This window comes from Streptomyces sp. NPDC002088 (assembly GCF_040296605.1).
Taxonomy (GTDB): Bacteria; Actinomycetota; Actinomycetes; order Streptomycetales; family Streptomycetaceae; genus Streptomyces.
The window spans coordinates 300859-321972 of record NZ_JBEOXO010000003.1; the positions used below are offsets into that span (position 1 = coordinate 300859).

A 21114-nucleotide genomic window follows, 5' to 3' on the forward strand; every position below is an offset into this window, starting at 1 on the left:
TGCTGCTCGGGGCGCTGGGTGGGCTGCCGCTCCAGCCGCACGACTGACCGCGACAGCGGCCACGGCCTCGTCCTCCGTCTCCGCCCCGTCCTCCGCCTCCGTCTCCGCCACGGCTCATCGTGAATCCCCCGCTCTCAACTCCGTGATGGAACCCCGCCGCCCCGTCCACCAGGCCTGGCCCGCCGCGACCCCCACCGCCACCACCAGCACCGACAGTGCCGGTACCGCCAGGGACAGCGGGTCCGTTCGCAACTCGGGTGACCCGGCCGGTGATTGGGCTGTCGCCAGGGCGATGGTCGTCAGATCGATGCCGGGTGACAGGAGTCGTACGGTCGCCCAGCCCGTCAGCGTGCCGCCCGCCGCGGCCAGGGCGGCCTGGGGGAGGGACTCCAGGATCAGCAGGCGGCGGCCCTGGCTCCGGGTCAGGCCCATGGTGCGCAGGCGGGCGAGGAGGGCGGCGCGTTCGGGGGCGGCGCGCAGGAGGGTCAGGAGGAGGGCGAGGGTGGCGTAGCCGGCGCCGGCCGCGACCGCGGCCGTGTAGACGCGCTCGGCACCGGACTGGAGCGGCGAGTCGACGTAGCGTGCGCGTTCCTCGGACCGTAGTTGTACGGATGCGGTGGCACCCGCGGCACCCGCGGCACCCGCGCCTTCCGCGGCCTTGCGCAGGGCCTTCCCGTCCAGGTGGTCGCCCGTCACGAGCAGTGCCGTCGGCCGGGCCGCGCCCCGGCCCAGCCCGGCGCGGTCCACGACCAGGAAGTCGCTGCCGGGCACGGCCGGGGTCCGGTCCCGGGTGAGGGCGATCCGGACGGTGACGGTCGTACCGTCCGCGAGACGTACCGGGAACGGGCCGGTGCCGTACGTCTCGGCGACGGTGGGGGAGGCCAGGGCGGGGAGGGGGGCGACCGAGTCCCCGGCCCCACCCCCGCGCCTCAACTCCCCCGCCCCGAACGCCCCGTACCCCGTCCGTCCCGTCAGTGCCGCGTACGACTTCGGGTCCACGCCCGCCAGTGGTACCGACTGCCGGCCGTCCTCCGGCTCGGCCGTGTAGTCGATGCTCACCTCGGTGAGCCCGTGTACGCCGGAGGCGTGGCGGACGCGGTCGGGCAGTGCGGACGCGAGCGGGCCGGTCGTCGACTCGATGCGGGCGTCGGCGCCCACGGCGAGGAGGGCCGCCCGGTCACGGGCGTCGTGCACGCCCACCAGGACGGAGCCGCCGAAGGCGGCGGTGGTCAGGGCCGTCAGCAGGGCCAGCAGAGGCAGGGCGGCGGAGACGGACGTGCGGCCCGCGCGGGCCAGCGACAGATGGCCCACCGCACCGCGCAGCCGGCCGGCCGGGCGGGCCAGCCGGCGCAGGGGCAGCGGATAGAGGCGGACCAGCAGCAGCGCGGCGACCACGCCCACCAACACCGGCGCCAATGAGATCAGTTGGCCACCGGAGGAGCCGACGTCGCCCGACGTTCCCTGTCTGCGCAGCGTCTCCACCGCTCCCGCCGCCAGCGCCAGCAGGGTGAGTTCCGTGACGGTACGGCGCCGGGACGGCCGTACGGACGCCACGTCCTCGCGGCCGTCGGGGAAGTGCGCCGACCGGTGGGCGGCCGCCGCGCGTACGGGCAGGGCGGCGCAGGCGACGGCCGTGACCGTGAGGGCGGCGGCGAGGGCGGGCGTGTCGCGGCCACCGGGGAGCAGGAGCAGTGCGGCGGTGAGGCCGAGGGCACCGGCAGGCAGCGCCACGACCGCCGTCTCCCCGAGCAACCGGGCCGTGAGGCCGGGCAGGGAGGCGCCGCGGGCGCGCAGCAGGGCGAGTTCGGCGCGGCGGCGGTCGGCGGCGAGGCCGCCCGCCAGTACGAGGACGACGACGGCGACCGTACCGGTGCCGAACGCGGCGACGGAGACGAGCGGGGCGACGCCCGTGCGCAGCCGGGTGTACGAGGCCAGCACGTCGTCGAGTCCGGTGCTGACGTCCGCGAGCGGGTTGGTGAAGCCGCGCACCTTCTGCAGGCCGGGGCCCGACTCCAGGGCGGCGAGCGCCTGCTTCAGGGCGTCCAGGTCGCGGCTGTGCAGGGCGGCCGGGTCGGGGGCCAGCTGCCAGTAGGGGCGGGCCTGCGCGGGGATGCCGAGGAGAGCGGGGGCGGCCTCGGGGGCGAGCAGCAGGGCGCCGAGCCAGTACGCGTCGTCCAGACCGCCGCCGGGCGTGCGCGCCAGGGCGGGTGCGCGCAGCAGGGGCTGCGTCGCCCAGTAGGCGCCGTCGGGGGTGCGCGGGCTGACGATGCCGGTGACGCGGACGGTGAGCGGGGCACGGCCGGGACTGGGGACGTGGACGACCGAACCCACCTTGATGTGCAGGGTCGTGGCGGTCTCGGCGGTGACCGCGGCCTCCACCTCCGTCGTGGCGGCGGTCACGGATGCGGCGGGGGCGCGCGGCAGGCGGCCGGTGCGCAGCCCGGCGTGGGCGGCGAGGCCGTGCTGGGCGGCGAACACCAGGCGGGCGGGCAGGCCGTTCGGCTGCGGCAGCCAAGGGTCGAGGACCGCCAGCGGGATGGTGGTGCTGACGCCGTACGTCGACTGGGCGGGGTCGGTGACGAGCGGCCGTCGGACGGTGGTGCGGATCTTCGCGTACTGCTCGGCCAGCGTGCCGGGGCGCAGGGCGTCCGCCGCCTGCTCCGGGGAGCCGTAGACGGGCAGAGGGGCGTAGAACTGCACCGTGGTCCGGTCGGGGTGGGCCTGCTCGAAGGAGTGGCGCAGGCCCGCGTCCTCGTACCGGTCGACCGCCCGGGGGAACGCGGCGGCCAGACACGTGGTCAGCGCCACCAGCAGCGCGAGGGCGCACGTCGCACCGGGGGCGACCCGCAGCCGGGTGCGGATCCACGGGGCGACGGGGGAACGTCCGGCACGGCCGACGCGGAAGGGGGGCCGCGGCCGGGCGCGCAGCCACCGGACCGTCCTGGAGACCATCTCACTCACCCCCCTGATCCCTGAGCGTCACCACCGGATCCGTCCGCCGCACCGCCAGTACCGCCGTGACCAGCAGCGGGGTGACGGCCACGGCCGCCAGCAGGAGGGCCACGCGGGGGAGCGGCAGTTCGACCAGGACCGGCGGCACGGGGCGGGTGGCCTGGCCGGTCAGTACGACCAGGGGGATCACCGCCCGGGTCAGTACGGTGCCCAGGGCCGCGCCCACCAGGAGGGCCAGCGCCACCAGGACTCCGTGCTCGACGGCGATCATGCGGGCCAGCCGGCGGCGCGGGGCGCCCAGGGCGCGCAGGACCGCGAACTCGGCGTCCCGCTCCCGCAGGGACCCGGCGGCGCTCACCGCGAAGCCGACCGCGGCCAGCGCCGCCGCCACCCCGGCCGCCGCGGTGAACGCGGCCTCGGGGCCCGCCCCGAACGGGTCGTCGCGCAGCTCCTCGGCGATCTCGTCCCGCACCACCACCTGCGCGGGATCCACCTCCGGCCGGGCGCGCAGGGCTGCCGCCACCCGGGCCGCGTCGTCCTGAGCCGCCGTCCGCAGCCACCACTCGGTGGGCGGCACGCTCGCGCCGTAGCGCGCCTCCAGCAGCCGGTTCACGGACCGCAGATCGACCAGCAGGGCCCCGCCGGTGTCCGAGGAGCCCGACGAGTCGACGGTGGTCGGCAGTTCTCGTACGGAGCGCACGATCCGTACCGGCACGGTCCGGCCGCCGAACGGCACGTCCACGCGCTGCCCGGTGTGCGCGCCCGCCGAGGACAGGAAGCGGTCGGTCGCGATCGCCGTGACCTCGGCCGCCGCGGGCTGCGCGACCTGGAGGCGGACCGTCAACGCCGAGACGACCCAGGTGTATTCGCGGGGGACGTAGCCCGTGCCGTACTCGACGGCGGGCGGTGCGGAGGAGGTGACGCGGGGGCGGGTCGGGTCGTTGCCGCCGCCGGGCTCGGACGTTCCGTCGCTGCTGTAGGCGGCCGTCCAGGCGGTGGGCAGCGGCAGCCGCCGTACCGTCCCGTCGGTGTCCGTGGCGGTCAGCTCGCCCAGGGTGAGGCGGTGTTGCTGGGCGCGTCCGATCGGCTGGTCCATGATCAGTTGCAGTCCCGTCAGCGTCAGCGGGCCCCCGGCGCCGGCCAGGTCCGGGGTCAGGGTGTGCGGGCGGCCGTCGGCGGGGAGTCGGCCCGACGGGATCCGGTACGGGGTTCCGTAGCGGTCCTCGAGGGTGAGCGTCACGTCCGCGGACATCCCCGGGCCCGAGCTGTGCAGGGTCGCGGTCAGGCGCAGCCGGGCGGTGCCCGCGGGTACCGCTGCCCCCGCCGACGCCCGCCTCGGGGCGAGTCCGGCCAGCGGGTGCCCGGACGCCAGGTCCCGGCGGATCAGCACCGCGTCGGCCGCGTGCGCCGTGTCCAGCGCCAGTACGGTCGCCGTGCGGCTGCCGGACAGGGGCAGTGTCGTACGGACGGCGGGGGCGGCCGCCGTGACGTGGGGGACGGCCGCGTACGTGTCGGTGCGGCCCAACCCGCCCTCCCCGGCGCCGAGGACGCGCACCGCCGCCCCGGCCGTGAAGTCCGCCTGGTCGCCCTGCGAGCGGTGCCAGGAGGCGCCCTGCCCGATCGCCAGCATGCCGAGGGCGACGGCGAGGACCAGCAGCAGCACCGGGCCCGCGCCGCGCATCGGACGCCGGCTGAACTGCCAGCCCGCCAGCGCCGAGGCCAGCCCCCGCCCGCCGGCCGCCCGGCGCTCGGCCAGCCGCGCCACCGGCGGCAGCAGCCGCAGCGTCAGCACCGTCCCGGCGAGCAGGGCCAGCGCGGGCGCGGCGACGAGCAGCGGGTCGATGCCGAGGGTCCCGGCGCTGTCGCCGCTGACGGCGCCGGAGTTCCGGCTGCCCAACTGCCAGTAGGCGACCCCGGCGACCGCGAGCAGACCGAGATCCGCGCCGGCGCGCAGGGGGGCGGGCAGCGCGCCGGCCCGCTTCAGGAACGCGCCCTCGAACGACGCCCGCAGCGCCGGCACCGTCACCGCCAGCGCGCACAGCAGGGCCACGCCCGCCGCCACCAGCCACACCCCGGCGCCCCCGCCGGCCGGCACGTCGGGCCGCAGCCCGATCCGGGCCAGCGTCCCCTGCCCGGCGAGCAGCCGGGTCAGCGGCCCCGCGAGGAGCGGCGCGCAGATCACCGAGGGCACCGCGACCAGCAGCGCCTCCAGCGCGGCGAGGCCCGCGATCCGCGCCCGGGAGGCGCCGCGCGCTCGCAACACCCGGGTCTCGCCCGCGCGTTCGGCGCTCAGCAGCCGGGCCACCAGCAGCAGGGCGCAGGCCGCGAGCAGGGTGAGCTGGAGGGCGACGATCAGGAGTGTGGAGCGGGCGACGAGCAGGGAGCGTTCGACGCGGTCGAGGACGTCGGGGAGGGAGGTGCTCGCGGCTGTGGTGCCGCTCAGGGCCGGCTGTTTGCGCAGCGCCGCGCTTCCGGTGCGGGCGGCCTCGCGCAGGGCGTCGATCCGACCGGTGGTGAGCGTGGTGAAGTCGGCCGACGCCAGCCAGCCCGACTGACCGGCGCTCACCTGCCCGGCGGTCAGGACGCCGGGCGGGGTGAGCAGGGGGCCGTAGGTCGTGAAGCCGGACTGCTTGACGCCGCGGCCGCCGAGGTCGTCCAGCCGCCAGTACGGGGCGTCGGCGTCGACGGGCCGGTACACGCCGGTGATCCGCACGCGTATCGCCGGACCGCCGAGCCGGTCGACGAGGGTGAGGCGGGCGCCGGGTGCCAGGCCGAGGAGCCGGGCGGCGGACTGGGGCAGGGCCACCTCGACCTCCGCCGTGGCCTGCCGGGGCTGCCGCCCGGCGACGATCCGCACCTGGGTGCTGTCCAGGGCGGCGAAGTGTGTGAGGTCGGGGTCCCCGGACCGCTCGGCCGCCGGTTGCAGGGAGCGCGGCAGCGCGTACGGGCCGGACCGCAGCAGGCTCCGCACGGTCACCGGCAGCCCGCCGAACGTCTCACGGGCTCCGTCACGTACGGCGCTGTCGGCGGCCGCGCGGCCGCCGGCGGGTACGTCGGCCTTGACGATCAGCGCGGCGTCGGCGGCGTTGCGGGTCTCCGTCAGGGAGTGCCGCAGGGCCGCGTCGCCGATCGCGCCCGCGTAAGCGGTGAGCGTGGCCAGGACGGCCGTGGTCAGCAGGACGGTCAGCAGCGCGGCGGCGAGGAGCGGGCGATGCGTACGCGCCCGCAGGAGAACGAACCGTGCCTGCCCTGCCCACCCCGTCACTCGGCCCCCCGCCGTCGTCCGGATCTCCGGGTGATGCTGTCAGAGGGGCCGGGCCACAGGTAAGCGTTTATGGACCGGGCTTGACCGGATTGTGACCGGATTCCGGTGCCGTACGACCGGAATCCGCACGTCGCTCACCGCGCGTCAGTAAGGGCGGGTCACTCAGGTGTGTTCATTCACGTGTGTTCATTCACGTGTGTTCACCATCGAGGCCGCCGCGTACGTCAGGTAGTTCCACAGCGTCGTCTCGTGCTCCTCGGACAGGCCGAGGTCGTCGACGGCGTCCCGCATGTGCCTCAGCCAGGCGTCGTGCGCGGCCTGGTCGACGGTGAACGGGGCGTGCCGCATGCGCAGGCGGGGGTGGCCGCGGTTGTCGCTGTAGGTCGTGGGCCCGCCCCAGTACTGGATCAGGAACAGCGTGAGGCGCTCCTCGGCCGGCCCCAGGTCCTCTTCCGGGTACATGGGCCGCAGGATCGGATCCTCTGCGACTCCCTCGTAGAAACGGTGGACGAGCCGGCGGAAGGTCTCCTCCCCGCCGACCTGCTCGTAGAAGGTCTGCTCCTGAAGCGTGCCGCGCCGAATCTCTTTCACGTACCCCATGGTCTCAGACGGGGTGACGGAGGACTCAAGGCTTAGGACCTCACTTCTGAGGCGGGATTCCGGATCGGCCGGCTCCGCCACTCGGCCCCGTCATTCGCCTCGCGCCGCCTCCCGCAGGAGAGTGGACCCATGAGCACGCACACGCTCGACAAGGACCTGGACGACCTCGCCACCTCGGCGCGGGCGGCGTTGGTGCGCGAGATCGAGACGAGCGGGGCCTTCGACTCGGATCCGGCGTGGAAGGAGGCGTTCGCGGCGGTCCCGCGTCACCTCTTCGTGCCGTACTACTACATCGGTGTCCTGGGCGGGTACGAACGCTGCTGGGGCGAGAGCCCCGACCCGCGCGCCCGTGAGCGCTGGCTGCGCGGCGCCTACGCCGACGCCCCGCTCGCCACCCGGCTGCGCGACGGCGAGCTGGTCTCCTCCAGCAGCCAGCCGTCCCTGATGGCGATGATGCTGGCCGAGCTGCGGGTGGCGGAGGGCGACCGCGTACTGGAGATCGGCGCCGGCACCGGCTACAACGCGGCCCTGCTGTCGTACCGCCTCGGCGACGACCTGGTCACCACCGTCGACCTGTACCCCGAGATCACCGAGGCGGCCCGCCAACACCTCACGGCCGCCGGGTACCGCCCCGCCGTCGTCACCGGCGACGGCGCACGCGGAGTTCCCGAACGCGCCCCGTTCGACCGGATCATCGCCACCTGCACGCTGAGCTCGGTCCCGCGCGCCTGGCTCACCCAGTGCCGCCCGGGCGGCCGGATCCTGGCGCCGCTGGCCACCGGCCTGATCGCGCTGACGGTACGGGACACCGGGCACGCCGAGGGCCACTTCCTGCACACGCCCGCCTACTTCGTTCCCCTGCGTGGCGACGGCCGGCCGGAGCCGGAGCCGCCGCCGCTGGGCGGGGTGCCGCGCCGGGCGCGTGACGACGAACTGTTCCGGTTCCTGCTGGCCCTGACCCGCGGCAGCCTCGATCCGCAGGAGGCGTACGCGCTGTGGGAGCGCGAGGGCATGCCACAGCGCGAGCGGTACGGCATCACGGTCGGCGGCGAGCACGAGTGGGCGTGGCTGGACGACCCGGAGGGGCCTTACGTGTGGCCCCTCCCCGGTTGACCGACCGGTTGACCGGTTGACCGGCTGACCGACCGACTAACCTCGCCGGATCGTGATCGTCGTCCAGGCGCCCACGTGTACCTGGTCTCCGTCCTGCAGCGGCACCGGTACGAAGGGCTGGATGGGCTCCTCGGAGCCGTTGACCGTCGTGCCGTTCGTCGAGTTCTGGTCGACGACCGCCCAGCTGCCGTCCGGCTGCTGCACCAGCACCGCGTGCTGGTGCGAGACGCCCGGGTCCTCCGGCGGCACCGACAGGTCGACGTCGGGGGTCTCGCCGGTGGAGTGGCGACGGCGGCCGATGGTGATCTGGTTGCCGGTGAGCGTGCGCTGCTGCTCGGGCGAGTACGCGGGCAGGTTCAGGCCCGCGGCCTCGGGGCCGGAGCGCTGCATCATCGCCATGAAGTACGTGCGGTCCGGGCCGATGGTCGCCGTCCACGTCGCCGGCTGCTGCGGGAAGGCGGGGCCGGACGGCGGGGCCTGCGTCGAACCGGGCTGCGGGTAGCCGTAACCACCACCGGGCGCACCGGGGCCACCCGGAGCACCGGGACCGCCCGGAGCGGGGCCCGACGGCGGGGAGATCACCCAGTCGTCGTCACCGCCGCCGAAGGACGGACCGCCCTGCTGCGGGCCACCCGGCTGCGGGCGGCCCGTCTCCTGCGGGAACCTCGGCGGAGCCTGCGGCCCGGACTGCTGGAACGCCTGCGGAGCACCACTGGTCGAACCAGGACCAGGACCCCCAGGACCCCCAGGACCCCCAGGACTTCCGAAACCAGGACCCCCGGGACCGGGGCCCGGACCGGCGGTCGGCGTAGGTCCGGGCGGCGGGGGGACCGGCCGCGACGGGTCCGCACCGAATGCGGGCGGGCCGGCAGGACCGGGCCGGCCGGGCTGACCGGAAGGACCGGGGAAGCCGGATGAACCGGGCGAACCGGGCTGCCCGGGCGGCGGCCCGGACCGCCCCGACGGGTCCGCGCCGAACGGCGGGATCGGTTCGGCGGGCCGGTTCACCTGCGACGGGCGGGAGCTCTGGTAGTCGAACGAGTCACCGCCGCCGAAGGAAGGCCCAGGAGCGCCAGGAGCTCCAGGACCACCGGGAGCACCGGGGCCTCCGGGCGGACCGGGCGGCTGCTGGAAGCGCACGGCCGGGCCGGGCGCCGGCGGGCGCGGGGCGGCCGGGGTGTAGGAGGTCGCCGTGTTGGTCAGGAAGTTCCACCGGCACTCCTCGCAGAACGGCGCGCCGCCCTCGCGGGGCGTACGGCACTGCGGGCAGAGCTCGGGCTCGCCGTTCTGCACGGCGGACAGGTGCCGTCCGCCGGGGCCGGGCTGGCCGCCGGAACCGGGCGGCGGGGGCGGGAAGCCGTAGCCGCCGGGCGGGGGCGGTGGAGGGGGCGGAGGTACGGCACCGGCCATGCGGTGACCGCAGACCTCGCACCAGTCGTCGGAACCCGACTGGTGTCCGTTCGGGCAGGTCGGCATGTCGGCGCTTCCCCCTCTCCTTTTCCGGCCACTCTGACCGGATTTTTCTCCAACCCCAAGGGGGGCGGGCTCGCTGCTTTGCAGTGTCCTGCTAGGTCACTTCTTTACACGAACAGTCTTTGTGGACCGTGTCTCGAGAGTCATCTCGTCGGCCTCCGCGACCTTCGCCTTCAATCGCACAGTACCTGTCGTCTCGTCGACCACGTCCACCACCTTCGCAAGCAGTTTCGCAGTATCGGCGTTCCCGGAGGCGCTGGCGAGCTGAACGGCCCGGCCTAGTTTGGCCGTTGCTCCATCGATATCGCCCGCTTTGCGAAGATCGAGGCCCTGTTGGATGGCCTGGGCCAGTTCGGCCTGGCCGGTGTAGTGCGCGACCTGCGGATTGATCGAGGTCGACGCCGTCATGTCGTCGGTCCACACGGCCCGTACGAGACCCTGGGCGCCCAGGTTCTGGACGCTGCCTCCCCCACTCTCGGCTCCGCTCGAGCGGGAGGTGCCCCCAGGTTGCGGGATCACCAGGGACACGCGGGCGGCCAGCATCTCCTGGCCGATGTTCGCGGGCGGTACCTCGACGCAGACGTGGTAGTCGCGAGACTCGTCGCCCCAGGATCCGGTGGGGTAGTCGCCGGCGCGCGGCCCGGCCTCGGTCCTGCGGTCGGTCAGCTCCTCGACGGTGGGCGCGACCTGCTTGACGTACTTGATGGACGTGCCGACCGGGGTCCACAGCCGCAGCGCGACGTCGGCGACCTCCTTGCCCATGGCCGTCTCCATCATCTGCGTGAAGTCGGCGGCGAGCCCGGCCGGGTCGGCGACGATGTCGGCGGTGCCGAGCAGCGCGGAGGCGATCCCTGTGACTTCTCTCACTTCCCAGTCGGTGCCGACGCCGCGGGCGTCACAGGTGAAGCGTCCGGCGCAGTGGTCCAGGGACGCCTTGAGGTCCTGTGCCGACTCGTGCTCGTTGCGGCCGTCGGTGAGCAGGATGCCGTGGCGTATCGCGACGTCGGCCGAGGACAGCAGGCGTTCGGCGAGACGCAGCCAGGTGCCGATCGCCGTACCGCCGCCGGCGCTCAGCTTGCGCAGCGCCTGCTTGGCCTGGTCGCGGGTGGTGGCATCGGCCACCGCGAGCCGGCCCCCGCCCGGGTAGACCTCCTTGGCCACGTGCGTGCCGCCGATCACCGCGAAGTGCACGCCGTCGCGCAGGGTGTCGATCGCGGCGGCCGTGGCGTCGCGGGCGTTGCGCATCTTCGTCGGCGGGTAGTCCATCGAACCCGAACAGTCGACCATGATCGCCACGCCCGCGGACGGGCCCTGCCCCGGCGTGTACAGGTGCGGCGCCCCGACCGCGCTCCCGACCGTACCGCCGCCGGTCGCGGTCACCGTGACGATCGCGTTGACCTCGCGGCCACCCTCCGGCAGGTACTCGTTCTGGTAGACGTCCATCGAGAACTGCGGCACGTTCGACTTCGACAAATTGGCCATGCCTGCTCAAATCCCCCTCGAAACCCCACGGTTGTGGGGTGATGACTGGGTACGGGCCGGTCCCCTCCGGTCCGTCGGTGCTTCAGGGGTTCTTCCCTGTTTGCGGCCTCAGGCCGATCCTGCCCCCAACGGCGGGGCAGGGAACGGCAGCACGGCCACTGTTACGTTGTCGTGGCCCCCGCCGTCCAGGGCGTGGCCGACCAGAACCCGGGCGCTGTGCAGCGGACGCACGACGGCGTCGAGGGGGAGTGCCTCGGCCATCTCCTCGGCCGCCTCTGCGTAGTTCCACAGGCCGTCCGTGCACACCACCACCACACCCGGCCGGTCGGGCTTGAAGGAAGCGGTGTGCGCCTCCAGTTCGTAGGCGTCGGCGCCGAGCCAGCCGGTGATGGCGTGGGCGCGCTCGTCGGCGTAGGCCTCCGCCTCGCTCATCAGGCCCGCGGCGACCATCTGCGCGGCCCACGAGTCGTCCTCGGTGAGCCGGGCCGGGGGTGAACCGCGGTCGGCCGGGACCCAGTAGACGCGGCTGTCGCCGACCCAGCCGACGACCAGCAGGCCGGTGGTGACCACGGCGCCGACCAGGGTGCAGGCGGGCGCGTTCTGGTGCGGGGCGTGTTCGCGGGCTGTCTCCGGTTCCCGGGCGAGCGCGTTGACCGCGTGCGAGGCGGCGACGATCGCGTCGTGCATCGCCTGCTGCGGGTGCGTGCCGCGCGGCAGGGCGGTCAGCAGGGACTCGTTCGCCGCGCGGGAGGCGGCGAGCGAGGCGTCGTCCGGGCGCGTCGCGGAGGAGACACCGTCGCAGACGATCGCGACGAGCGCGGGGGAGCCGTCGGGCAGCGCGCTCTCGCAGACGGCGAACGCGTCCTCGTTGCGGTGGTGGCGCAGGCCGCGGTCGCTGACGGCCGCGATCGGGCCCGCCTGCTGCTCCATGTGGTCGCGTTCGCGTGGCTGGGCGTGCCCGCAGACCTCGCAGTAGCCGTCGCCGTCCACCCAGCCGGCCCGGCAGGCCACGCACACCTTCGCCTCCTCGGCCGCCGCGGTGAGCTCGACGGCCACGCGTGGGTCGGGCGCCTGCAGGGCGTACTCCTCGGGCTCCCCGGGCTGATCGAACCGTACGCCGGTGACGGATGACACCGGGGAGCCGGACGGCGGGGTGACCGGAGCCACCGGAGGGACCGCCGGTTGCGGCGCCGAGCCGTTCATGGTGAGCGTCGGATGGTCGTCCGGATGCGGCGGTACGGCGGACAGGTCGTATCCGCACGCACCGCAGAAACGGTCACCCGACTCGAGCGGCTCCTCGCAGCTCGGACACCGCGACAAGGCGGCCTGCTGGGGCATCTGCGACATCAACTACACCCACGTCCGGGGGCGGTAACGATTGGCACGTTCCACCAGGTCGATCCTTTCCTCGCCGCCGGTCGCCAGCCGGGCCAGCGTGCGGTACGAGCGCTCCAGGCCGAACCTGAGGCCCCGTTCGTCCAGGCCGCTGCCGAGCAGCGCCCGTCCCTCGGCGGCGGTCGGGGCGGAAGCCCGGCCACCGGAGAGTATCCAGTCCAGCGCGCAGCCGAGCACCTCTGTGGACAACTGCTCGCGCCGCGTCGGATCCAGACCGTACGCGTCCAGCGCCTCGACCTGCGCCGCGGCGGCGGTCAGATCCTCCAGGAAGGGAACGACCGAGGGGCCTTCGGTCTGTTGTCGCAGCCGGGCACGGACGGCCGCCACTCGTGCGGCTATGAAGTGAATGGAGCTTTCCGGCACCGACTCCAGCGTCCGTACGGCGCTACGACGGTCCCCGGCCGCGAGGTGGACCCGGGCCAGGCCGAACGCCGCGCTCACATAGCTGGGGTCGGTCGACCACACCAGGCGGTAGTACTCGGCCGCGTTGTCCAGCTGCCCGAGCACCTCCGCGCACAGGCCGAGGGCCAGCTTGGGGGCGGGCTCGCCGGGGAAGGCGTCGTAGATCGCGTCGAAGGAGAGCGCGGCGCCCTCGTGGTCGCCGGTCACCAGCGCGGCCACGCCCCGGAGCCAGACCACACGCCAGTCTTCCGGGCGCTCCCTCTCCAGGGTGCCCAGGGCGTTCAGCGCGGTCGCCGAGTCGCCGTTCTCCAGCCAGGCGCGGATCTGCCGCAGCCGCGTCTCCACGGACAGGGCCGGCGCGGCCGACAGGGCACTGATCAGCTCGGCCGGTGCCGAGGCCATCAGGCCCGCCAGGAAACCGGCGTTGGGGTCGGAGGGGTCGACATGGGGGACCGGCAGGGCGAGGGCCGCGGCGGGGGCGGCAACCGGCTTGACGAGACCGGGCGCGAGAGCGGGTCCGGGGCCGGGGACCTGACCGAGACCGGCAACACCAGAGGCCTGTGCGGCTCCCGCGCCGGGCGGCTGAGCGGCGGACGCGGAACGCCGGACGGGAACCACCCGCGCCCCCAGCCGCGACACGTCCCCGTCCAGCCGCGGGAACAACTCGGTGTCCGTGACCTTCAGCTCGGGCCCGAACAGCGTCGACAGCGCGGGCCGCGCCCGTCCCGTCTGGAGGGAGACGACCTCCCGCAGCACACCTGTCAGCTGCTCCGCCATCTCCTGCGCGGAGGCGAACCGGCGCGCCGGGTCGGGGTCGGTGGCGCGCACCAGCAGCCGGTAGAAGGACTCGTACTGGCGGAACACCTCGATGTTGTCGGGGTCGGGCAGGGAGTCCGCGAAGACGCTCGTGTAGCCCTGGAAGTCGAAGGTGAGGACGGCGAGCGTGCGGCCGACGGTGTACAGGTCGCTGGCCACCGACGGGCCGACCTCCGCCACCTCGGGCGCCTGGTAGCCCACCGTGCCGTAGATGGCCGACTCCTCGTCGTCCAGCCTGCGCACCGCGCCCATGTCGATCAGCTTGAGCTGGTCCTCGGTCTGGATGGCGTTGTCGACCTTGAAGTCGCAGTACAGCAGGTTGCGGCTGTGCAGATGACCGAGCGCCTCCAGCGCCTCGATGCCGTACGCGCACGCCTGCTCCACCGGCAACGGATCGCGCTTGCCGTCAGCTGTACGGCGGTCGTTGGCGATCTCCTTCAGCGACTTGCCGCCGACGTACTCCATGACGATGTACCCGTCCAGCGAACCCGTCCGCTGGTCGAGGTGCTCCACGAAGTTGTAGATCCGCACGATGTTGGAGTGCTCGATCTCGGCGAGGAAGCGGCGCTCGGCGACCGCGGCGGCCAGGGCGTCCTCGTCCCCGGTGTCCAGGAGGCCCTTCAGCACCACCCACCGGTCCGACACCGCGCGGTCCACGGCCAGGTAGACCCAGCCCAGCCCGCCGTGCGCCAGACAGCCCACGACCTCGTACTGGCCGTGCACGATGTCACCGGTGTGCAGCTTCGGGACGAACGAGTACGGGTGGCCGCACTTCGTGCAGAAGCCCTCCGTACGCCCCACCCGGTCACCGCGCGAACGCCCCACCTGCGCACCGCAGTCGGAGCGCGAGCAGAACCGCTTGCGCTCGGGCACCTCCGGGTTCTCCAGGACCATCGCGCGCGGGTCGGGCCGCGGCACCTGCGGGACCGTGACCAGCCCGGCGCCGAGCCGGCTGCGGGCGGAGCCCTGCGCGCTGGAGCCTGAGCTGCGCACCGAGACCGAGCGGCCCGTGGACCGGCCCGACACGGAGCGCGAGAGGCGTCCCGAGACCGAGCGCCGCGACTTCGACGACTGCGACGACGTACGCGAACTGCGGTCGCTGCGCGCGCTGGAGCCCGAACTGCCGCTGCCCGCCGAACCCTTGCCGCCCCCGCTGACACCGCTGGGCAGGGAGCCGACCAGACCTCCCGCCGAGACGACCGGCGCGAGACCGCAGGTGTCGCAGTACAGCTCGCCGTCGCCCACGTCCTCGTACGACCCCTCGCAGCCCGGCCGCTGACACGCCTGACCTGCCTGACTCATGGCTACTGCTCCCCCCTACGGTCCTGAGGCCCGCCCTGCCCCGGCACGCGCGGGACGCCGAGCAGTTCGACGGCCGCGTGCTGGTAGCGCAGCACGGCCTGTTCGGCGACGCGCAGGTCGCAGGGCGCGCTCCACAGCATGCGGCGCGCCGCGTCGTACCGCTCGATCAGGAACGGATCCTCCGCGAGGCCATGCCGGGCGATCTTCGCCTTGTACGCGTCGAGACGGCCGCGCAGCTCCGCGCGGACCGCCAGGGGCGCGGTGACCGCGGTCAACGACTCGCGGGCGCGCAGCAGTTCGTCCTCCGCCCGCTGCTCCAGGGACTCCAGGAGCGGCGACAGACGGTGCCACTGGGCGTGTCTGCGATACTCGGCGGCCGTCGCCAGCTGCTCCTGCAGCACGGTCGGCGGACCGCTGACGACCGGCACCTCCGTGGCGGCGATCTTCGCGAGGACCTCGCCGCGCGCGGTGCGCGCCTCGGCGAGCGTGCGGTCCGCGCGGGAGAGCACGTCGCGCAGCCTGACCAGCCGCTGCTCGGCGTCCTGGCGGACCGTCAGCACGGCGTCGATCTCCCGGCGTACGTCATCCAGCGCGCGGGCCTCACGGTCGTACACCGTCGTGTCCGGCCTGCCGCCGCCCGGTGCCGAACTGCCCCGCGCCGGGAGCCAGTAGGCGAGCGGGTCGGACACCACCTGCTCGCGCAGGGCCGTCAGGGTGCGCGTGATGCGCTCCAGGTCGTCGCCCGCCGGATGCTCGCCGGGGCGCACGCCCACGGAGTGCGCGAGCTGGCGGGTGCGCTGGAGTTCCGCGGCCAGTAAATCGATCCGGGCGGGCAGCGCCGACCAGACCGCGTCGGCGGCGACGACCATGTCCAGCGAGGACGCGTACAGCTCGTTCATCCGCTCCACCAGCGTGACGAGCGAGAAGCTCTGGCTGAGCCGGGCCGAGCCGGACAGCGTCGGCGCGTTCGCCGTGGCCGTCGCGCTGCCGGCGACCGTGACGGACTCGCCGCGCAGCAGCTCGGTCAGCTCCACCAGGTCCTCGCGGCTGGACCAGCGGCGGCGGGCGCGGATGTCACGCGCCGAGCGCAGCGCGTCCGTGTAGGCGTCGAAGTACGCCCACAGCAGCGTGATCGACGCCTCCGCGGACGTCCAGCGCTCCCGGGTGGTGCCCGTGAGCGCGGCGCCCTCGAGGAGTCTGCGGCCCGCGTGGTCCTGGAGGGAGAGGAGCGAGGTCTCGATCGCCTCGTGCTCCGCGCCGAGCCGCGCCAGCGCACGGTCCACCTCGTCCCGGTCCATCACCGGCCCGGCGGGGTCCGTGACGCCCATCGATCACCTCTCGCTGCTGGATTGGGGGTTGTTCGGTTCGTGGTCCTTCTGCCGTGCCCGGTCAGCTCGTGCGCAGGTACTGCGGTGCCGGCGGCTTCGACGGCGTCGCGTCCTTCCCCAGTGTCGCCGACAGCCACTTGTCGTACGAGGCCTGCCAGCCGTCGCCGCGGTAGTCGACCAGGATCTGATTGACCCGGCGTACCAGATCGTCGGCGTCCTTCTTCATCGCCACGCCGTAGTACTCGGTGGTGAACGCGGCGCCCTTCAGCTCGACCGTGGGGTCCTGCGCGGCCTGGCTCGCGGCGAGCGCGCCGTCGGTGACCACCGCGTCGACCTCGCCGAGCTGGAGCCGTACCAGGCAGTCGAGTTGGTTGGGGACGGTGGTGGATATGTCGGCGGAGGAGGAGAGCCGGCCCGCCTTCTTGTCCTCGTCCAGCTTGGTGTACGCGGTGGAGCCCTTCGCCGTGCAGATCCTCTTCTTCGCCAGCGTGCTGTCGTAGCCCTTGATCGTCGACGACTTGGGCGCCAGGACCTGCTGGCCGGTCTTGAAGTAGGGCGCGGAGAACGCGACTTCGTCCAGGCGGGCGCAGTTGATGGTCATCGTGCGCACGATCATGTCGACCCGGCCGTCCTTGATCGCCGGGATGCGCTCGTTGGTGGGGATGGCCTTGAACTGGACCGCGTTCGCGTCGCCCAGGATGTCCTGGGCGATCCGGTGCACCAGGTCGATGTCGAAGCCCTCGAGCTCGGAGCCCTCGTTGTTCGGGTCCCGGTAGCCCCAGCGGTAGCTGTTCTGGTCGACGCCGACGATCAGTTTGCGCTTCTCGCCCTTACGGCTCTTGATGGCCTCGATGGTGGCGCCGTCCGCACTCGACGGCGACAGCGTCTGCTTCTCCGGGGCGTCGCAGTCCTCGGCCCGCACCTGGCTGCCGGTGGCGAGACCCTGACCGCCCTCGCCCGTACTGCCGTCGCCGTGTGACTGGGTCAGCGGCAGCAGCAGCACGAAGGCCAGTGCCAGGGCGCAGACGGCCGCCATGGCGCCCACTCCGCCCCAGCCCTTCAGGCCGGCCCGCACTCGTCGCACATGCATCGTCACGCCCCCTTTCACCGGTACTCCGAAAGCCTGCGCCCGATGCCGAGCACCGCGCCCGCCGCGCCCAGCACGGCGAGGAGGGCGGCGCCCAGCGGCAGTCCGGTCATCGCGGCCAGGCCGTCACCGGCCGCCTGCCGGAACTCGCCCTGCTCGTGGGTGAGTGCGTTGGCGAGATGGGTGTCGACACTGTCGAAGCACTCGCCGGTCGCGCCCTTGCCGCCGATCACCTGGTCGAGTGCCTGCTGGTAGTTGCCGTTCTCGTCCTGTTCGCGGGCGGCGGTGTGCCGCTTCTTCCACTCCGTCATGTTGGCGACGGCCGACGTGACCGGCTTGGTGCCCTGCTGGTCGTCGGCGAGCTTCTCCGCCGCGGCCAGGCCCTTGCCGAGGTCGTCCATGTCCGTGGTGAAGTCGTGGTCGTAGGCGTCGACCTGCTCGGTGCCCACCTCGACCGTCTCGGCACCGCGGGCCACCAGGGTGAGGTTCTCGTTGCCGCGGGCCTTGAGGGAGGCGATGCGGGCGTCGTGCAGCACGTTCAGCGAGCGGACGCCGTGGTCGTAGGAGTCGTTCAGGTCGGCGCGGGCCACGCTGTGGCCGACGACGAGCCAGAGCAGGACGACCGTCGCGGTGGCCGTGGCGGCGACCAGGCCGTGGTTCAGCACTCGGTTCGTGCGCCGGTAGTTGCGGTGCTGGGCCCAGGCGAGCGCGGCGAGGGCGAGGACGCCGAGGGCGATCGCCGCCCAGGGGTAGGGCGTCGCCTGCGCGTAGTCGTCGCTCAGGCGACGGTTCTCCTTGGTGTAGAGGTCCTGCGCCGCCGGCAGCATGTCGTGCTGCATCTTCTCGTTCGCGTACCGCAGGTAGGCGCCGCCCACCGGGAAGCCCTGCCGGTTGTAGGTGCGGGCGCGCTCGACCAGGCCCTTGTACTCCGGCAGCAGCTTGTTGAGCTTGGTTATGGTCGCCGCCGCGGGGGAGCCCGGGTCGGAGTTGTTGGCGGCCGTGACGAGCTTGGCGGCGGCCGTGTCGATGTCGGCTTCGTAGCGGTCGCGGGACGCGGCCGTCTCCTGCCCGCCGGCCAGGAAGCCGCTGGAGGCGGCGGTGTTGGCGTCGGCGAGCGAGCGGTAGATGTCGGCGGCGGCGGAGGTGAGAGGCTGGCTCTTGTGGAGCACGTCGTCGGCCGCCGCCGCGCGGTCGGTCATCTGCCACGCGGTGACGGCGCCGAACGCGACGACGAGGACGGCGAGGAGCGCGCCGATGATGCGCAGGCGGCCGGGTTCCGTGGTCGCGGCGGTGCGCAGGCGGTCGACGCCCTCCGCGAACGCGGTTCTGCGGGGTGGGGCGGCGGGCGTGGGCACGTCGGGCGGCCCTGCCGGGTCGGGGCGCGTCCCCGGCTGCGGTGGGACCCCGGGCATCGTGGGCACGCCCGAACTCGGTGGTGCCGCGCTGCCCTTCGGCGCTTGAGTCACTGCTGACCTCCCCCGTGGTCATCCGTCGACGCAAGTATCGCTGCCGGGACCGACATCCGCACCGGGCTTCGCTGGATCTTGATCGGATCGCAGCGGAAACCGTCGGTGGGGCGCCGGGCTCCGTCCAACCCCCTGCCCATGAATACGCTGCGGGAATCTGTTCGGTTCCCCGCCCGCGGCTCGGCCGAGGACTCAGGGCTCAGGACTGGTAGTGAGCCCGCACCCTCTCCTGCACCTCATCCCCCGCCCCCGCCCGATCCAGCCCCAACAGCGCCGCCCCCAGCACCGGAGGCGCCGTCACCACCCTCGGTACCGCCTTCGGGGCCCGGAACGCGAGCAGGTCCCGCACTCCGTCGTTCAGTTGGGCGTGGCCCGCTGCCAGGACGCCGCCGCCGAGCAGGACCGGGGTCTCCTCGCTCAGCAGGTCGAGGCGGGTCAGGGCGACCATGGCCATGGCCACGACCTCCTCGGCCAGGCGGTCGACGACCGTGCGGGCCACCGGGTCGCCCTGCGCCGCCGTGGCGAAGAGGACGGGGGCCAGTTCGTGGCGCCGGGCGGGTGCGACGTGTTCCAGGTGCAGTGCCTCGATCAGCGCGTACATGGAGTCGAGGCCGAAGTGCGCGGGCAGCGTCCGGGCCAGTGCCGTGGGGCCGCCGCGGCCGTCCTCCGCGCGGGCGGCGTGCCACAGGGCCTCCTCCGCCAGGCCCCAGCCGCCGCCCCAGTCGCCGGAGATACGGCCGAGCGCCGGGAAGCGCGCGGTGCGGCCGTCGGGGCGCATGCCGACGCAGTTGATGCCGGCGCCGCACACCACGGCGACGCCGCGGGGCTCGGCCACGCCCGCCCGCAGGACGGCGAAGGTGTCGTTGCGGACGTCCACGGTCGTGCCCCACGCGCGCGCGTGCAGCGCGGCGGCCAGCTGTTCCTCCTCCACCGGCAGGTCGGCGTTGGCCAGGCAGGCCGAGACGTGGGCGACGGAGGTGACGCCCGCCGCCGCGTACGCCCGGCCGACCGCCTCCGCCAGCACGTCCACCGCCGCCGTCACCCCCACGATGGGCGGCCGGAACCCGCCGCCGCGGGCCGTGGCGAGGACGTCTCCGTCGGCCGCCACGACCGCGACGTCGGTCTTGCTGTTGCCGGCGTCGATGGCGAGGACGCATCCGGTCAGGCCCACGCGAGGTGCTCCCGGTTGTGTGCGATCAGCTGGTCGGTGAGGGTCTCGGCGTACTCGTACTGGCCGATGAGGGGGTGGGCGAGAAGGGCTTGGAAGACGCGGCGGCGGCTGCCGTGCAGGGCGGCCGTCAGGGCCAGGTCCTCGTAGGCCGTCACGTTCGCCATCAGGCCCGCGTAGAGCGGGTCCACCGGCGGGACCGGCAGCGGGGCCGGCCCAGTCGGGCCCACCGCCGCCTGCACCTCGATCACCGCGTCCGGCGGGAGGAAGGGCAGCGTGCCGTGGTTGTACGCGTTGACCACCTGGTACGGGCTTCCGGTCCCGCCCAGCAGCGCGGCCGCGAGGTCCACCGCCGCCTCCGAGTAGTAGGCGCCGCCCCGCTTGGCGAGCAGCTCCGGCTTCTCGTCCAGGGCCGGGTCGCCGTACAGCGCCAGCAGTTCCCGCTCCATCGCGGCCACTTCGGCCGCCCGCGACGGCTTCGTGCGCAGTTCCCGTACGACTTCGTCGTGCGCATAGTAGTAGCGCAGGTAGTACGACGGGACGACGCCCAGCCGGTCCAGGAGCGCCCGGGGCAGGCGCAGGTCGGCGGCGATGGTGTCGCCGTGCGTGCTCAGCAGCTTGGGCAGGACGTCCTCGCCCTCGGGACCGCCCAGCCGGACCGCGGTCTCCCAGGTGAGGTGGTTGAGGCCCACGTGGTCGAGGTGGAGGTCGGCGGGGGTGACGCCGAGCAGTCCCGCGAACTTCCGCTGGAGACCGATCGCCACGTTGCACAGGCCGACCGCCTTGTGCCCGGCCTGGAGCAGGGCGCGGGTGACGATGCCGACCGGGTTGGTGAAGTCGATGATCCAGGCGTTCGGGTTCGTACGGCGGACCCGTTCGGCGATGTCCAGGACCACCGGCACCGTGCGCAGCGCCTTGGCCAGGCCGCCCGCGCCCGTCGTCTCCTGGCCGATGCAGCCGCACTCCAGGGGCCAGGTCTCGTCCTGCCGGCGGGCCGCCTGCCCGCCGACGCGGAGCTGGAGGAGGACGGCGTCCGCGCCGTCGACGCCCGCGTCCAGGTCGGCGGTGGTGACGATACGGCCGGTGTGGCCCTGCCTGGCGAAGATGCGGCGGGCCAGGCCACCGACCAGCTCCAGTCGGTCCGCCGCCGGGTCGACCAGCACCAGTTCCTCGATGGGCAGGGTGTCGCGCAGGCGGGCGAAGCCGTCGATGAGTTCGGGTGTGTAGGTCGAGCCGCCGCCGACCACGGTGAGTTTCATAGCTGG

Annotated in this window: 14 protein-coding genes; 2 read left to right on the forward strand and 12 right to left on the reverse strand. The window is 73.9% G+C overall.

All coding sequences use genetic code 11. The features are described 5' to 3' along the window. Positions 1-114: 114 nt before the first annotated feature. The 3 genes from ABT114_RS08710 to ABT114_RS08720 all read right to left on the reverse strand — a co-directional run bounded on the left by ABT114_RS08710 (position 115) and on the right by ABT114_RS08720 (position 6817). The gene (locus tag ABT114_RS08710; RefSeq protein ID WP_351140546.1) at positions 115-2952 is read right to left on the reverse strand and encodes an FtsX-like permease family protein; all 2838 of its coding nucleotides are present in this window, start codon (positions 2950-2952) and stop codon (positions 115-117) included. Between the two features lies 1 nt (position 2953). Continuing rightward, positions 2954-6217, reverse strand: a complete 3264-nt coding sequence (locus ABT114_RS08715) for an FtsX-like permease family protein (RefSeq protein ID WP_351140069.1) — start codon at positions 6215-6217, stop codon at positions 2954-2956. A 186-nt stretch (positions 6218-6403) separates the two neighbouring features. Next, on the reverse strand, positions 6404-6817 hold the full coding sequence (locus tag ABT114_RS08720) for a globin (RefSeq protein WP_351140070.1): 414 nt from the start codon (positions 6815-6817) through the stop codon (positions 6404-6406). 129 nt (positions 6818-6946) lie between these two features. Here ABT114_RS08720 and ABT114_RS08725 point away from each other — a divergent pair, with 129 nt between their 5' ends. Continuing rightward, positions 6947-7930: a methyltransferase domain-containing protein gene (locus ABT114_RS08725; RefSeq protein ID WP_351140072.1), complete on the forward strand. Its 984-nt coding sequence runs from the start codon at positions 6947-6949 to the stop codon at positions 7928-7930. Positions 7931-7966: 36 nt separating this feature from the next. Here the strand turns inward: ABT114_RS08725 and ABT114_RS08730 are convergent, their stop codons facing one another. From ABT114_RS08730 to ABT114_RS08745, 4 genes are all read right to left on the reverse strand, one after another. Continuing rightward, the gene (locus ABT114_RS08730; RefSeq protein ID WP_351140074.1) at positions 7967-9406 is read right to left on the reverse strand and encodes an FHA domain-containing protein; all 1440 of its coding nucleotides are present in this window, start codon (positions 9404-9406) and stop codon (positions 7967-7969) included. 96 nt (positions 9407-9502) lie between these two features. Then, positions 9503-10885, reverse strand: a complete 1383-nt coding sequence (locus tag ABT114_RS08735) for a vWA domain-containing protein (protein ID WP_351140076.1) — start codon at positions 10883-10885, stop codon at positions 9503-9505. Between the two features lie 108 nt (positions 10886-10993). Beyond that, on the reverse strand, positions 10994-12235 hold the full coding sequence (locus ABT114_RS08740; RefSeq protein WP_351140078.1) for a PP2C family protein-serine/threonine phosphatase: 1242 nt from the start codon (positions 12233-12235) through the stop codon (positions 10994-10996). After that, positions 12236-14416, reverse strand: coding sequence for a serine/threonine-protein kinase (locus ABT114_RS08745; protein WP_502988125.1), 2181 nt, complete (start codon positions 14414-14416; stop codon positions 12236-12238). 10 nt (positions 14417-14426) lie between these two features. Here ABT114_RS08745 and ABT114_RS50560 point away from each other — a divergent pair, with 10 nt between their 5' ends. Beyond that, a complete protein-coding gene (locus ABT114_RS50560; RefSeq protein ID WP_502988128.1) occupies positions 14427-14777 on the forward strand; it encodes a hypothetical protein in 351 nt (116 codons plus the stop codon). 25 nt (positions 14778-14802) lie between these two features. On the opposite strand, the gene ABT114_RS08750 is transcribed toward ABT114_RS50560, so the two are convergent. From ABT114_RS08750 to ABT114_RS08770, 5 genes are all read right to left on the reverse strand, one after another. Further along, complete coding sequence (locus ABT114_RS08750) at positions 14803-16128, reverse strand: coiled-coil domain-containing protein (RefSeq protein ID WP_351140082.1); 1326 nt, start codon at positions 16126-16128, stop codon at positions 14803-14805. Positions 16129-16189: 61 nt separating this feature from the next. After that, entirely contained in the window at positions 16190-17218 is a 1029-nt protein-coding gene (locus ABT114_RS08755; protein WP_351140084.1) for a glutamate ABC transporter substrate-binding protein, read from the reverse strand. 14 nt (positions 17219-17232) lie between these two features. After that, positions 17233-18627 (reverse strand): GlnX family signal transduction membrane protein, encoded by a 1395-nt coding sequence (locus ABT114_RS08760; RefSeq protein WP_351140548.1) that lies wholly within the window; start codon positions 18625-18627, stop codon positions 17233-17235. A gap of 253 nt (positions 18628-18880) precedes the next feature. Further along, positions 18881-19852 (reverse strand): N-acetylglucosamine kinase, encoded by a 972-nt coding sequence (locus ABT114_RS08765; protein ID WP_351140086.1) that lies wholly within the window; start codon positions 19850-19852, stop codon positions 18881-18883. Further along, positions 19843-21108 carry a 6-phospho-beta-glucosidase gene (locus ABT114_RS08770; RefSeq protein ID WP_351140088.1) on the reverse strand — a complete coding sequence of 422 codons (1266 nt, stop codon included), beginning with the start codon at positions 21106-21108 and terminating at the stop codon, positions 19843-19845. Before ABT114_RS08770 ends, ABT114_RS08765 begins: the two co-directional genes overlap by 10 nt. Positions 21109-21114 lie beyond the last annotated feature (6 nt).